The 14213-nt window shown below is 52.8% G+C and carries 14 protein-coding genes; 5 read left to right on the top strand and 9 right to left on the bottom strand.

Going from position 1 to position 14213, the window contains the following annotated elements; genetic code table 11:
• Positions 1-7 precede the first annotated feature (7 nt).
• From ubiA to recG, 3 genes are all read right to left on the bottom strand, one after another.
• On the bottom strand, positions 8-913 hold the full coding sequence (ubiA, locus tag FHP88_RS13645; RefSeq protein WP_144359643.1) for a 4-hydroxybenzoate octaprenyltransferase: 906 nt from the start codon (positions 911-913) through the stop codon (positions 8-10).
• Positions 910-1470 carry a chorismate--pyruvate lyase family protein gene (locus FHP88_RS13640; RefSeq protein ID WP_144359642.1) on the bottom strand — a complete coding sequence of 187 codons (561 nt, stop codon included), beginning with the start codon at positions 1468-1470 and terminating at the stop codon, positions 910-912. Before FHP88_RS13640 ends, ubiA begins: the two co-directional genes overlap by 4 nt.
• A 96-nt stretch (positions 1471-1566) precedes the next feature.
• On the bottom strand, positions 1567-3696 hold the full coding sequence (recG, locus tag FHP88_RS13635) for an ATP-dependent DNA helicase RecG (RefSeq protein WP_144359641.1): 2130 nt from the start codon (positions 3694-3696) through the stop codon (positions 1567-1569).
• A 90-nt stretch (positions 3697-3786) separates the two neighbouring features.
• Between recG and FHP88_RS13630 the strand changes: the two genes are divergently transcribed.
• Positions 3787-4101 (top strand): MTH1187 family thiamine-binding protein, encoded by a 315-nt coding sequence (locus FHP88_RS13630; protein ID WP_144359640.1) that lies wholly within the window; start codon positions 3787-3789, stop codon positions 4099-4101.
• 16 nt (positions 4102-4117) lie between these two features.
• A complete protein-coding gene (locus FHP88_RS13625; RefSeq protein WP_144359639.1) occupies positions 4118-4540 on the top strand; it encodes a secondary thiamine-phosphate synthase enzyme YjbQ in 423 nt (140 codons plus the stop codon).
• On the opposite strand, the gene FHP88_RS13620 is transcribed toward FHP88_RS13625, so the two are convergent.
• From FHP88_RS13620 to FHP88_RS13600, 5 genes are all read right to left on the bottom strand, one after another.
• Positions 4537-4917 carry a RidA family protein gene (locus tag FHP88_RS13620; RefSeq protein ID WP_144359638.1) on the bottom strand — a complete coding sequence of 127 codons (381 nt, stop codon included), beginning with the start codon at positions 4915-4917 and terminating at the stop codon, positions 4537-4539. The genes FHP88_RS13625 and FHP88_RS13620 overlap by 4 nt on opposite strands.
• A gap of 25 nt (positions 4918-4942) precedes the next feature.
• Entirely contained in the window at positions 4943-7111 is a 2169-nt protein-coding gene (spoT, locus tag FHP88_RS13615; protein WP_144359637.1) for a bifunctional GTP diphosphokinase/guanosine-3',5'-bis pyrophosphate 3'-pyrophosphohydrolase, read from the bottom strand.
• Between the two features lie 99 nt (positions 7112-7210).
• Complete coding sequence (rpoZ, locus tag FHP88_RS13610) at positions 7211-7492, bottom strand: DNA-directed RNA polymerase subunit omega (protein ID WP_144359636.1); 282 nt, start codon at positions 7490-7492, stop codon at positions 7211-7213.
• A gap of 153 nt (positions 7493-7645) precedes the next feature.
• Entirely contained in the window at positions 7646-8260 is a 615-nt protein-coding gene (gene gmk / locus FHP88_RS13605) for a guanylate kinase (RefSeq protein WP_144359635.1), read from the bottom strand.
• Positions 8261-8327: 67 nt separating this feature from the next.
• Positions 8328-9182 (bottom strand): YicC/YloC family endoribonuclease, encoded by an 855-nt coding sequence (locus tag FHP88_RS13600; protein ID WP_260843311.1) that lies wholly within the window; start codon positions 9180-9182, stop codon positions 8328-8330.
• A gap of 158 nt (positions 9183-9340) precedes the next feature.
• On the opposite strand from FHP88_RS13600, the gene FHP88_RS13595 reads away from it, so the two are divergent.
• Genes FHP88_RS13595 through rph form a run of 3 tightly spaced genes read left to right on the top strand, consistent with a single transcriptional unit; the run spans position 9341 to position 11909 of the window.
• Positions 9341-10318 carry a serine/threonine protein kinase gene (locus tag FHP88_RS13595; RefSeq protein ID WP_260843310.1) on the top strand — a complete coding sequence of 326 codons (978 nt, stop codon included), beginning with the start codon at positions 9341-9343 and terminating at the stop codon, positions 10316-10318.
• On the top strand, positions 10315-11193 hold the full coding sequence (locus tag FHP88_RS13590; protein WP_144359633.1) for a PP2C family protein-serine/threonine phosphatase: 879 nt from the start codon (positions 10315-10317) through the stop codon (positions 11191-11193). The genes FHP88_RS13595 and FHP88_RS13590 overlap by 4 nt, the downstream gene beginning before the upstream one ends.
• On the top strand, positions 11193-11909 hold the full coding sequence (rph, locus tag FHP88_RS13585; protein ID WP_144359632.1) for a ribonuclease PH: 717 nt from the start codon (positions 11193-11195) through the stop codon (positions 11907-11909). Before FHP88_RS13590 ends, rph begins: the two co-directional genes overlap by 1 nt.
• A 69-nt stretch (positions 11910-11978) precedes the next feature.
• Here rph and FHP88_RS13580 read toward each other — a convergent pair whose 3' ends face one another.
• A complete protein-coding gene (locus FHP88_RS13580) occupies positions 11979-14168 on the bottom strand; it encodes a diguanylate cyclase (RefSeq protein WP_144359631.1) in 2190 nt (729 codons plus the stop codon).
• Positions 14169-14213 lie beyond the last annotated feature (45 nt).

The raw sequence follows: 14213 nt of genomic DNA, 5'->3' as shown, positions 1-14213 counted from the left end.
ATCTGCCTCAGCCGATAAAATAATCCAACAGCAATCCAAAAAATATCATCATACCGACACAATTGTTGTTCAGAAAAGCGGTGAAGCAAGCAGCGGGTTCTCTGTTGCTAATCAGCTGCTGCTGCCTGACAAACAACAGCGATGCGATTGTTAAACCGAGATAGTAGTAAAGACCCAGCCCCACCTGTATACCCACTGTAATCATCAGTCCTATCATGACCAACTGCAACAGTCCAATGATCAACCGATCATATCGGCCAAACAGGATTGCGGTCGATTTCACCCCAATCCGCAGGTCATCATCCCTATCTACCATGGCATATTCTGTATCGTAGATCAGCGCCCAGACGATTGTCGCGACATACAATACCCAGGCGATCAGCGGTATCGCCTCTGTCAGTGCCATATAGGCCATGGGTACAGCCCAACCAAAGGCCATCCCCAGCACCAGCTGTGGGAGGTGGGTAAAGCGCTTCATAAAGGGATAGAGCGCGGCCAGTAACACTGCCACAAATGACATCACAACTGTCTGTTGATTGAGCAATAGTACCAAGCCAAAGGCGATCAAACAGAGTATGGCAAAAATCCATAGGGCCTCTTTTGGACTAACCAGACCTGTCGCCAGCGGCCGCCCACAGGTTCTCGCCACCTCTCCATCAAAATGCCGATCGGCATAATCATTGATCGCACATCCCGCCGAACGCATCAGCGCAACACCCAGAATAAAGATCAGCACCACACCCCACCGCGGTTGTCCTGCACCCGCCATCCAGAGCGCCCAGAGGGCCGGCCAGAGCAACAGTAAAATGCCGATCGGTTTATCCAGCCGTATCAAGCGAATATAGCCATCGAACTGTTGCTGCCAAGTACGGGGAGCCATGACCTCCTTGATCTCAAATTCGGGGTGATTCATGCAGGACTCTCAGGAATATCGGGTAAAAAAATCTCATTCACCAGTAACGGTTTTTTAGACAGATGAAACAGGGTGCGCCGCCCCCAAATCACCTTAGCCTCTGGCAGATGTTGCGTAGCCGAGGTAAACAGGCAATGTCCAGGAACCAATCGTGCCATCTGGGTCACCCCACGCTGCATAGAGGGGTCTGCAAACAGTACCTCACCCAAGGGCCGTGAACCCAGCTTAGCTAGACGCCTGGCGGGGCCGATCAAGCTTCGCACCGGGATCAAGGTACGGGCAAACACCCAGGGGACGCCAGCGCAGACCAACTCCACCTCACGAACAATGGCAATGCTACCCTGCCGCATCCCCAGTAACCGCCGCTCACTATCGAGTGGCCTTGCCCACCCCTGACTGAGTACATTAACCCGGAATTGGTTGCCAGAAACAGACTTAAGGCGCGCGGTAAGCGATCCTCGGTCACGCAACCAATGCTCAATCCCGCTAGGCACATCACGTTGCCGCATCCGACCCCATGTCGCCCAGTGTGGCTCTCGCTTGCCCTGTAAACCCATCAAAAATAACCCGACCCCGTTACTGCAAAGCGAGCATTATCTCCGATTTCACAGCGCTTTTCTCCTACAATTGGAGGGCACCGAGGGCCACCCGTTTCAGGCGTTGATATAATGCTGCCTATCACCAATCCAACGTCGCACTAAAGGCTCTACCCGCTCAGGGTAATGCTCAAGCAGCAATTGAGCTGCCTCCTGGACTTCATCCAACAGTGATTGATCACGCAGAAGATCTGCAATCCGAAACTGCATCTCTCCCGTCTGCCGGGTGCCCAGCACCTCACCTGGTCCACGCAACTCCAGATCTTTCTGTGCAATGACAAAACCGTCATTAGTCTCACGCAGGACACCCAAGCGCTGTTGGGCATTCTGGGACAAGGGCGGGTGATACATCAGGACACAGTGACTCTCTACCGCACCACGCCCGACACGACCACGCAGTTGATGCAACTGCGCCAAACCCAGTCGCTCAGGATTCTCAATAATCATCAGGCTCGCCTTTGGCACATCCACACCCACTTCAATGACCGTGGTAGCCACAAGAAGATCCAACTCACCCTGTTTAAAGGCCGCCATGACCGCCTCTTTCTCCGCCGCCTTCAACCGCCCATGCACCAGTCCAATTCGCAGTTCTGGTAAGACTTCCTGCAGGGTGATTCGGGACTCTTCAGCCGCCTGACATTGCAATGCCTCGGACTCTTCAATCAAGGTGCAAACCCAATAGGCTTGTCGCCCATCAAGACAGGCACTGCGCACCCGCTCAACCACATCGGCCCGACGACTATCCGGGATCACCACAGTGGCCACCGGTGCACGTCCCGGTGGCAACTCATCAATAATCGACAGATCCAGATCAGCGTACGCTGTCATAGCCAGTGTCCGCGGGATCGGCGTAGCCGTCATGATCAATTGGTGAGGTACTTTTTCGTTGGCACCCTTATTACGTAGCGCCATCCTCTGGTGCACACCAAACCGGTGCTGCTCATCAATAATGATCAGTCCCAGTTTTTCAAAAACCACATCAGACTGAAACAGCGCATGAGTACCAACCACAATCGGTGACCGCCCTTCTGCAAGATCACCCAGCAGCTGTTCGCGCACCCGACCTTTATGCCGACCCGTGAGCCATGAAACCTCTAGCCCAAGCGGCTCAAACCACTGTTTGAATACGCGCAGATGCTGCTCGGCAAGCAGTTCAGTCGGCGCCATGAGGGCGACTTGATATCCCGCCTCGATAGATTGAAGCGCAGCCAGTGCCGCCACTACTGTTTTCCCCGAACCCACATCACCCTGAACCAGACGCAACATCGGATGATCCAGCGCGAGATCATCCGAAATCTCACCCAGCACCCGCTGTTGGGCTGCCGTCAGACGAAAGGCCAATTGGGATAGTAGCGACTCCGTCAATACACCCGTAGGCTGCAATACTGTTGCCATGAGTCTTTTTTGTCGGCCACGGGTTTCACGCAGGCTGAGTTGATGAGCCATTAACTCCTCAAACGCGAGACGCTGCTGTGCCGGATGCGTGCCTGCCAGTAGGTTTTCCCGGGGGGCATCAGGTGGTGGCCGATGCAGATAAGTAAGGGCAGCCACCAGATCAGGCAATCGAAAACGCTGTAACAGCTCATCGGGTAGCCACTCGGGTAACGACTCCGGGTGGGCATCAAGCAGCACCATTGCGCGCGCTGCCATACCCCGCCAACTTAACTGATGCATCCCATCCGTCGATGGATAAACCGGTGTCAATGCATCCTCAACACCGGTATCAGCGCCTTCGGTTATGAGCTGATACTCGGGATGCACCATTTCATAACAGCTCGGCCCATTACGCACCTCACCATAACAGCACAGTCGATTTCCCCTTACCAGCGCTGCCTTTTGAACAGTGGAGAAATGAAAGAACCGCAGAATAAGGCTACCGGTCCCATCAGCTAATCTCACCAGCAGCGAACGGCGTCGGCCAAAACGGATATCGGCCAACTCAATCTCACCCTCGATCACCACGCTGTCACCGGGACGGAGCGAACCGATTGGCACAACCCGGGTGCGGTCCTGATACCGAAACGGCAGATGAAACAGGATATCCTGAACACTGTTAATACCGATCTTGGCCAGCTTTTCCGCATTGCGTGGCCCAACGCCTTTGAGGGCATTAACCGGCATCTTATCCAGACTCAGGCTCTCGGCTCGCTTGCCCGTTGGCGTTAGACTATTACCTTTCGCATCCATATTCAGATCAGTGAGTGGCTGTGGCGTGATAATATTACCAGAATTCCCTGGATAGAAAACGTATAGAGAACAAATTAAGGAGTCACCTCTATGTCTGTACTACTTGAGTTCGCCATGTTCCCAACAGATAAAGGGGAGAGTGTCAGTGAGTACGTCAGTCAAATCATCAAAATGATTCATGAGAGCGGTGCTGACTACCAACTCACCCCAATGGGAACCATCATTGAGACTGAAAGCCTGTCACAGGCCATGACCCTGGTCGAATCAGCCTATAACATACTGGATCAGGCAGATTGCGATCGCGTCTATTCATCACTGAAGCTGGATATTCGTAAGGGTAAAAGCAACCGACTTAAAGGCAAGGTGGAATCGGTACGCAACAAGATTGGCGATATCCGTAGTTAACCAGAGAAGTATAAAAATGATTCATCAGGCTCAGTTACAGATCCAGTGCAACGGCCGCGGCACCTATAACATTACGCGTGAAGTCGAACAGATCGTAAAGGACTCCGGCATTGAGGTTGGTATCTGCCATGTGTTTACACACCACACCAGTGCATCACTGACATTATGTGAAAATGCAGACCCCGCCGTACGCCGAGACCTGGAAACATTCATGAGTCGATTGATCCCTGATGGCGATCCTATCTATGAGCACAGCATGGAAGGGCCGGATGATATGCCCGCACATATCCGCGCCATCCTAACCAATATGGATCTGACGTTGCCTGTCACTCAGGGACTTTGCGCCAGAGGAACCTGGCAAGGGATCTATCTATGGGAGCACAGGACCGGGAAACAGCGTCGATCCGTGACGGTCACTGTCCAGGGAGAAGCACGTTAGAGCGCCATCACCGCATCCATTTCCACCTGCGCACCCTTGGGCAGAGCCGCCACACCTATCGCTGCGCGGGCAGGATAGGGCTGACTGAAATAGTCTGCCATAACGCTGTTAACAACCGGGAAATGCGCCAGATCCGTGAGGAACACATTCAGTTTCACCACATTACTCAGATCACCACCCGCCGCACGGGCAACCGCTAACAAGTTATCAAACACCCGTCGTATCTGCGCTTCAATATCCCCCTCAACCATCTCCATGGTCTCAGGTACCAGCGGAATCTGACCTGAGAGATAGACAGTCGCCCCTACTTTGACGGCCTGGGAATAAGTACCTATGGCCTGGGGTGCTTGGTCAGTGCGAATAATCTCTCGGTCCATCTGCTGTACTCTGAATAAGTTGCCTTTAACCGACCCGATAAATACGCAATACCGTATTCAACAAGCGCAGCCGACGCATGATATTGGCCAGATGTTTGCGGCTATCCACCGCTACAATAAAGTGAAGCGTAGAGGTAAGTCCATCACGCTCCTCCATGACCACATTCTTGATATTGGAGCCCATCTCTGAGATTGCTGAGGCAACCGAGGCCAATGCCCCTCGCTTGTTACCAACATCCACCTTGATCTCGGTGGTGAAGTCACCTGCCGGCTCTGCCTCCCATTTCACATCCAACCAACTGTCACTCTTACGGAAATCACCCAGATTTCTGCACTCATGGCGATGCACAACAATCCCCTTGCCGGGATTGAATATTGCCACAATCTCATCTCCCGGCAGCGGACGGCAACACTTGGCAAAACGTACCACCATACCTTCAGTGCCGGTAATCGCCAGTGGCGCTGAATCAGCACTCGGAACAACCGCCTCCCCCTTTGGTAGATCGATAGCAGAATCAACCAATCGGCGTGACACCAGAAATGGCATCCGGTTGCCCAGACCAATCTCTTCCAGCAGCGCATCCTTAGTCGTAAGGTGAAAATCTTTGAGGAGTTGAGCAAGACTCTCAAGAGGGATTTGATCAATATTCAGTTCGTGCTGGGCCAGCTCTTTATTCAATAATCGGCGCCCTAAAGTGATCGCTTCTTGATGCCGCAGATTCTTCAGATAGCCGCGAATATTGGCCCGCGCCTTTCCGGTAACAACAAAATTGAGCCAGGCGGCACTGGGATTGGCCGTTTCGGATGTGATCACCTCAACCGTCTGCCCACTATAGAGGCGGGTACGCAGCGGCACCATGTGTCGATCGACCCGCGCAGCCACCGTATGATTGCCAACATCGGAATGCACCGCATAGGCAAAATCGATGACCGTCGCCCCTTTGGCCAACACCATAATCTTCCCACGCGGCGTGAAGACATAGACCTCATCCGGGAACAGGTCCACCTTGACATGTTCCAGGAATTCCATGGAGTCACCCGCATCTTTCTGCAACTCCAGTAGATTCTTCAACCAGCTGGAGGCATCGGCCTGAGCCATTCCGCTCTGATTTTCGCTGGATTTGTATAGCCAATGGGCGGCAATGCCCGAATCAGCCATCCGGTCCATCTCTACCGTGCGAATCTGTATCTCAATAGGCAAACCGTGAGGACCAAACAGCAAGGTATGCAGCGACTGATAGCCATTAGCCTTGGGAATGGCGATGTAATCCTTGAATCGACCCGGGACAGGCTTATAGAGGTTATGAACAACACCCAGCACCCGATAGCAGGTATCCAGCCGATCAACAATGATGCGAAAGGCATATACATCAACGACTTCTGAGAACGAACGCTTCTTGTCCCGCATCTTGGTATAGATACTGTATAGATGCTTCTCACGCCCACGCACTACACCGACAATGCCTTCCTGCTCTAACCGACCGACCAGTGCCGCATCAATATTGCTCATCACCTCTTTTCGATTGCCACGTGCCGTACTCACCGCCTCCTTCAGGGCGCGATACCGCATCGGCCAATAGGCGGCAAAACAGAGCTCTTCCAGTTCGGTACGCAGACGATAGATACCCAGGCGATGGGCAATTGGCGCATAGATCTCCAGCGTCTCGCGGGCGATACGGCGACATTTCTCAGGCCGCATTACCTCCAAGGTACGCATATTGTGCAGACGATCCGCCAACTTGATCAGGATGATGCGGATATCCTGGGTCATCGCCAGAAGCATTTTACGGAAGCTAGCCGCTTGAGCCTCGGCCTTTGAGGGAAAGTTAATCTGATTCAACTTGCTCACACCATCAACCAGCGCGGCCACCTCTTCACCAAACTCCTCGGCCAATTGAGCCTTGGTGACCGTGGTATCCTCCAACACATCATGCATGATGGCGGCCATGATGCAACGATGATCTAGCCGAATATCGGCCAGAATGCGGGCAACCGCCAGGGGATGGTAGATATAGGGCTCACCGCTGAGGCGTTTTTGCCCTTCATGTGCCTCTGCACTGAATACGTAAGACCGATAGACTTCACGAACATGCTCAACACTCAAATAAGATTCGAGATAGGCGCAGAGATCGCTAATAAGAAAGCGGGGTTTGTTACTTTGCTCGGAGGTTTGTGCGCCGCTGGTGTGGGTCATCTGATCATCGGGCGACAGGCTGCACCCATTTGACCGGGCACAGCCGCTGTGAAGTACGGGTTATGGATAGCCGTTGAAGGTTCGCTGCAACAGGTCCTTTTATCGGGCAAATGCCTGATCATCGGCCGATTCACCACTACCAAAACTGTCATCCAATGCATACATATCCACTTCGGAATCAGCCTTTGGGGCAACCACATCATCATCAACCAACCCGGCTGCAATTTCACGCAACGCTACTACGGTTGGTTTATCATTTTCCCAAGCCAATAATGGCGCAACACCATGACTCAACTGACGCGCACGCTTGGTTGCCAGCAATACCAGGTCAAAACGGTTATCCACATGTTCGAGGCAATCTTCTACTGTAACGCGGGCCATGATCAATTCACTCCGATGTTCGAACCACCCGCCACAGGACGAGCATGATTAAAATTGTAACCAGCCATATTGAGCCGGAACTTTTAATAATATATCAACGGCGCATTCTGCACCAGCGGTGACGACAGCAATATTACCCAGACACGAGTCGTTTTAGGCCAAAAGGGAACGCAAACGCCCCTGCAGTCGTTTTGCCTGGATGGCCTGTGACAGCCGCCTGGAGGTAATGATTGAGCGTACCTCGCCCAACGCCTGTTCAAACAGATCATTGACGACAATAAAATCATACTCAGCAAAGTGGGACATCTCCTCCCGCGCCTCCGCCAAACGTCGACTGATCACAGCCTCACTATCCTGACCACGACTACCAAGCCTCTGGCGAAGCGCTTCCGGGGTGGGTGGCAGGATAAAGACCGATACGGTATCAGGTATACGCTTACGCACTTGCTGAGCTCCCTGCCAGTCAATCTCCAGAATGACATCATTCCCAGCAGCCAGCTGATCGCGGATACCCGCTTCCGATGTACCATAAAAATTTCCAAAGACCTCAGCGTGCTCTAAAAAGGCGCCGGCTTCCACCATCTGCTCGAAGGCTGCAGTATCGAGAAAATGATAATCCACGCCATCCACCTCACCCGGGCGTTTTGGTCGGGTTGTGTGCGAGATCGAGACCTTTACCCGATCTTCAGTCTCCACGAGCGCCTTTAACAAACTGGTCTTTCCTGCACCCGAGGGAGCAGACACAATAAACAGGGTTCCTATAGTCATACTTGTTCCATTAACTTGGACTGCGCCATCTGGCCAATGCCAGAAGGCGTTATCAATACACAAACTGTTATTCGATATTCTGCACTTGCTCTCGAATCTGCTCGATCAGTACTTTCAGTTCGACCGAGACCCGAGTCATCTCAACGTCATTGGATTTCGATGCCAGGGTATTCGCCTCTCGATTCAACTCCTGCATCAGGAAATCCAACCGCCGCCCTACCGGCTCATCACGGGTCAGGACCGACTCGACCTCGTCCAGATGAGTCTGGAGACGATCCATCTCCTCATCCACATCCAGCCGCTGGGTCAACAACACCATCTCCTGCTCAATCCGCCCCTCATCTAACTCAGCGGTCAATTCAGCCAGACGATTACGCAAGCGCTCACGCAGCGAGGTTAGAAGCTGAGGCATCAGCACTTTAACCTTTGCGATCTCTTCCCGCATGCTGCCACAACGCTGAACGATCAACTCCGCCAATCGCCCGCCTTCGCGCTGCCTGGACTCCACCATCCCATCCAGGGTCTGCTCAAGGAGCACCGCCGCACTTTTATGCACAGGCCCCAGATCCAATTCTTCGGTCTCCAGGACACCAGGCCAGCGGAGAATATCCATGGCACGGGGAGGTACTGACTCATGCAGCAATCGTCCCACCTCGCCTGCCGCATCAATGATCTGTTGTGCAAAGCGCTCATTAACGGCAACACCGGCAGACGCTGTTTTTGATGGCACAAAGCGAAAGAGACAGTCCACTTTACCGCGCCCCAGCCGTGCTGCCACCCGCTCTCTCACCAGCGGTTCCAGCGCACGCAGCTCTTCAGGCAAACGGACAAACAGCTCCAGATAACGATGATTTACTGAGCGCAGCTCACAGACCAGCTCACCCTGCTCGTCCCGGCTTTCCCTTCTTGAAAATGAGGTCATACTACATATCATGAGCGCACCTATTATTTATACTTGGAAGAGTACTGCGTATTATTCATAAAAACATCGCAGTAATGCATATGCATCTATCAGTTTCACAAAAAACCAAGCGGCACTACTGATAGGGATACGTGTATCATAATGCGCATTGAAACAGAGTGCATCTGGAGCAGAACATTTCTTCATCCGCTGAACAAAACAGGGACAGCTTAGCATCCGGTGTCGTTATTGATTGCTACTCGATCATTAAACTGATCGGTAGCGGCGGTTTCAGCCTGATTTACCTCGCCGAGGATGAAGATAGCCTGGACCACGTAGTGATCAAAGAGTATCTGCCGAAGAAACTCGCCGTACGTGACAGCTCAGGCGAAGTGCAGATCAGTGGAGACGCTCAACGCGACGCATTCCATAATGGCCGCAAGCTCTTCTACCAGGAGGCCAAGGCGCTGGCCATGCTGCGCCATCCCAACATCGTCAATGTGCGCACATTCTTTCTGGCCAATAACACCGCCTACCTGGTCATGGACTACGAACATGGAAAAAATCTCGGCAGCTATGTCAAAAAGCGCAATGGCGGACTCAGTACCACCTTCCTGTTAACGGTCTTTCCGGCAGTACTCGATGCACTGAATCTCATCCATTCAGAGGGCCACCTGCACCTGGACATCAAGCCAAGTAACATTCATTTGAGACCCGGCGGTAATCCACTGCTGCTCGATTTTGGCGCCGTCCATCAGTTTGCCACGACCCGCAGCCGCCAATCTTCCCAGGTAGTGACACCTGGATTTGCCCCGGTTGAGCAGTACTATTCCTCTGGCTATGTCGGCCCCTGGAGTGATGTTTATGCCATAGGCGCGACAATGCGTTCCTGTATTGAGGGTAAACCACCCCCCTCTGCGATCGAGCGTCACGCTAAAGATTCCATGAAACCGATCGCCAGTCTCTACAAGAAACAGTATCCGGCATTTCTGCTCGAGGTCATCGATTGGGCGATGGAGGTTGACCCCCTTCTGCGGCCGCAGAATGCCGGCATCATGCTGGATGCCCTTACCCAACAGCAGGGTCGCCCTGAGAACAATCAGCAACCGAAACTTGAAACTGCGGACAACCTTTTCACGGAGAATAACCAGAAATGAGCATTAGACCCGGAGAATCGGCTCATAGCAGTCTGATAGGTGACCGAAAAATCAATCAGGATCGATGCATCCTGGTCAGTGATGGAGACACCGTGCTTCTCGGTCTCGCTGACGGTATGGGCGGACACCCACGCGGTGAAGCAGCGGCTCAGGTACTGGTCGACACCTGCCGTAACTATTTTGATCGCACACCCCACCCGATACTCAATCCGAACGGTTTTCTGACACGCCTGCTGCACAAGGCACATGAAAATATTATTGCCTTCGGCTACGACCAGCAACCCGCGATTGATCCACGCACTACAGCAGTGGCCTGCCTGGTTCAGAAGAATGTAGCGCATTGGGCACATGCAGGAGATAGCCGGCTCTATCTGTTGAGAGAACGCAGGGTACTCTCAAAAACCATCGACCACTCTTATGTCGAGCGCCTAAAGCAGCAGGGTGTGATCACCGCCAAAGAGCAAAAGGCCCACCCGCAACGCAACTATGTTACGCGATGTTTAGGTGGATCACTGAACTCTCCCGATGTCACCCTGGGAAAGCAGATACTTGAGAAGGGAGATATCCTGCTCCTGTGCAGTGATGGGCTTTGGGGCAGCATCAATGAGACCGATATTTTGAACGCGCTATTTAGCCATCTACCACTGGCAGAAGCGATCCAGTCGCTGGCAGAGCAGGCGGCGCATAAGGCATTCCCAGACAGTGATAACATCACGCTGATCGCGCTCAAGATGCAGGAAGACGATCAGGATCGTACCACTCCCCAACAATCTGATACCAAGACCACCCAGGAAGAGAGCAATCTGGCCCAGGCGATTGCCGAACTTCAGAATGCTATCAGTAATTTTGAAACCGAAACCAAGCAGGAGAAATAATGAGACCCAGCGGCAGAACGCCAGATCAAATGCGCACCATCCAGATCACCCGTAACTTCACCAAACACGCAGAGGGTTCCGTGCTGATCTGTTTTGGAGACACGAAGGTGATCTGCACCGCTTCTGTCGAGGAGCGTGTTCCCCCATTTCTGAAAGGTAGCGGAAAAGGCTGGGTGACAGCCGAGTACGGCATGCTGCCCCGTTCAACAGACAGCCGAATGGGGCGGGAGGCAAGCCGGGGAAAACAGGGCGGTCGCACCCTGGAGATACAACGATTAATCGGCCGCAGTCTACGCGCTGTAACAGACCTTACTGCCTTGGGTGAACGCACCATCACACTTGATTGCGATGTCATTCAGGCCGATGGCGGCACACGTACCGCCTCAATCTCCGGGGCCTATGTGGCACTCTGTGACGCCATTACCAACCTCACCCAGTCAGGACGCCTGAAAAAGGACCCGATACACGGTCAACTGGCATCGGTCTCTGTCGGCATCTACCAGGGTACTCCGGTACTCGATCTTGATTACGCCGAGGATTCTCAGGCAGAGACCGATATGAATGTGGTGATGAATGATGCGGGCGCCTTTATTGAAGTCCAGGGAACCGCCGAGGGACATGCCTTCCATATGCAAGAGCTGAACGACATGCTGGCACTGGCTGACAAAGGTATCCGGGAGATCATGAGCGTACAACAGTCGGCACTCAATCCCTAGCACAGGTTAATCCGCCGCTAAACGAGTGTCCTGGCTTTTGGCCGGGACACTCCTCATGAGAAAAGGGGCCTAGGCTGGTCGCTCAAAACAGATCCTGTTTCGCCCTCCATGCTTTGCCTGATAAAGCGCCTTGTCTGCCCTCAACATAGCGGGATCGATAAGGCTCTCTGTCACTTGATACTCAGTCACTCCAATACTGATGGTGATCTGAATCTCTTGCTCCCCTATCTGTATACGCAACCCTTCAATGGCACTGCGAATCCGCTCTGCTGTGACCTGTGCCGCCGTTTCATCGGTCGACGGTAACAAAACCGCAAACTCCTCGCCCCCGATACGGCCGAGCACATCTGCTTCTCGTAAAGCGGCCGCTATCGACTGCGCCACAATCTTGAGCACCCGGTCCCCTTCTGAATGACCATAGGTGTCGTTAATCCGCTTGAAATAGTCCACATCCAATATCAGCACGGACAACTGATCTTCGTGCCGCTGCAATCGGGACACTTCTTTCTTGGCAAGCGCCATGAACTCTCTTCGATTAGAAACGCCCGTTAGGGCATCAATACTGGCAAGCCGCTTATACTCTTCACCCTTTTCTGTTGTACGTCTCAATGCCAACGCATATCTACTCGTCGCGAGCGGCTTTAGCTCTTGCCCCATGGACAGCACATCAGAACGGATCAACTTACGACGAAACGTCTCATAAGCAGACACCATATCCCCCAACTCATCCTGTCTGCTGGAAAAGGGGATCCGCACCGTCTTATCTCCTTCAGTGAGTCCACGCATACCTTCCGTAAGGCTGACAATTGGCAGTCTGATCGAGCGCGCAAGCTGAAGTGCCATATAACCGATAAACAACACCATAGCCCCCCCACCAAAAACTGTGGCCATAAACAAAGCTGTGGACCGGCTCCGTTGACGGCTCATCTCTTTCAGCAGCTGCTTAATCAATTCTCGTTGAAAATCCCTAATTAAATTTATCCTTTGGGTCGCCGCCTTGAACCAGGTATAACTGTCGATCGACAGTGCCGCTCTGTCGCTACCCTGCTCCAAGGCATAGTCACTGAATCGCTGATAATCTGTGATTACGTCGGAATTAAACCATTGCTGCCATGTCAGCCAGGTCTCTTCATTCACAAAGGTTCTAAACTGCCGCTTTAGTGATTGCTGCTCTGACGTAAGCGTTACCAAAAGACGATACTCGGCGGGAGTCAGCTTGCCGCGACCGAAGGCTGCTGCATTGACGGCGCGTTCCTGGCCAGCCATTTCACCGAGATGAATTAATATTGCATTGGCCTGAAACAGTTCAGAAGCGCCCTCATGCCTTGAAACATTGGCGATTTGATTGGACAGCCCCGTCAATTCAGAGATCAACTCAGTAAACAGATTAAAACTCACTTGCGGGGCCAAACCGTTGCGATCCACCCTCTCACGGACCCCCTCCAATCGCTTCATTCGCACCATTGCCACAGCAGCCATATCACCTATCGTGGATAACCTATTTTCCAGTCTCTGCGTAGTGACACTCCTGCTAAGCTGGGCCAATGAATCGTCACTGTATTTTCGCTGCAGCGTTAGCGCCGCCCTATAAGCCTTATCATCGCTCGTGAGATAGCCGGCACTCAGGCCTCGCTCTTTTTGCAGTTCGTGGGCCAGATTACCAACGCGTTCACTGAATGAAGCCAAGTGCGCCACATCATTGGCTCGTACCGCGACCTGCCAGGCTTCATACATAATCATCCCGGCAAAAACCAGCATGGGCAGCAGGGAGATAAACACCAGCATCTCAAGTCCACGCACCAAGGATATCTTTTGGAATCGGCGCACCAGGAATTCGGCGAGAGAGTGTTCTTTCACCTCACGCTCAGCCAGGAGAGGAGCAAGGTCAAGGTCCTGGTCAATGATATGATTGATCAACAGACTGACCAGTGACTCGGTCAGATCAATGAGTGAATTCTCAAGATCTTTGGGATTGAGCTGACTGCGCGCCCCAATGATTGCGCTGCGGAACTCGTGGTGCTCTCGACGCTGCTCCTCCTTAAACGCAGCACCTGCATGGACGCTGAATGTCTCTTCATGTCGACTGTGACGTGCGGCTTGTGACTCCAGCTCATCCAGAATTCGGTGGACCCGCTCAAGATCAGGCGATTCATCAATCAGATCAATAAGACTATTCAGTAGTGCGATGAGTTGCCGGTGCTCCTCATCAAGAGCAGACTCACCAATACTAAGCCCTTCATCCCAGTGGATTTTTTTCATATGGAATCATTCAGGCAGCCTATTATGCTACCTGTAGATCGGGTT

Source organism: Sedimenticola selenatireducens, assembly GCF_007625115.1.
GTDB lineage: Bacteria > Pseudomonadota > Gammaproteobacteria > Chromatiales > Chromatiaceae > Sedimenticola > Sedimenticola selenatireducens_A.
The sequence above is the reverse complement of the archived record's forward strand: the minus strand, read 5'-3'. Positions and strand labels throughout refer to the sequence as shown.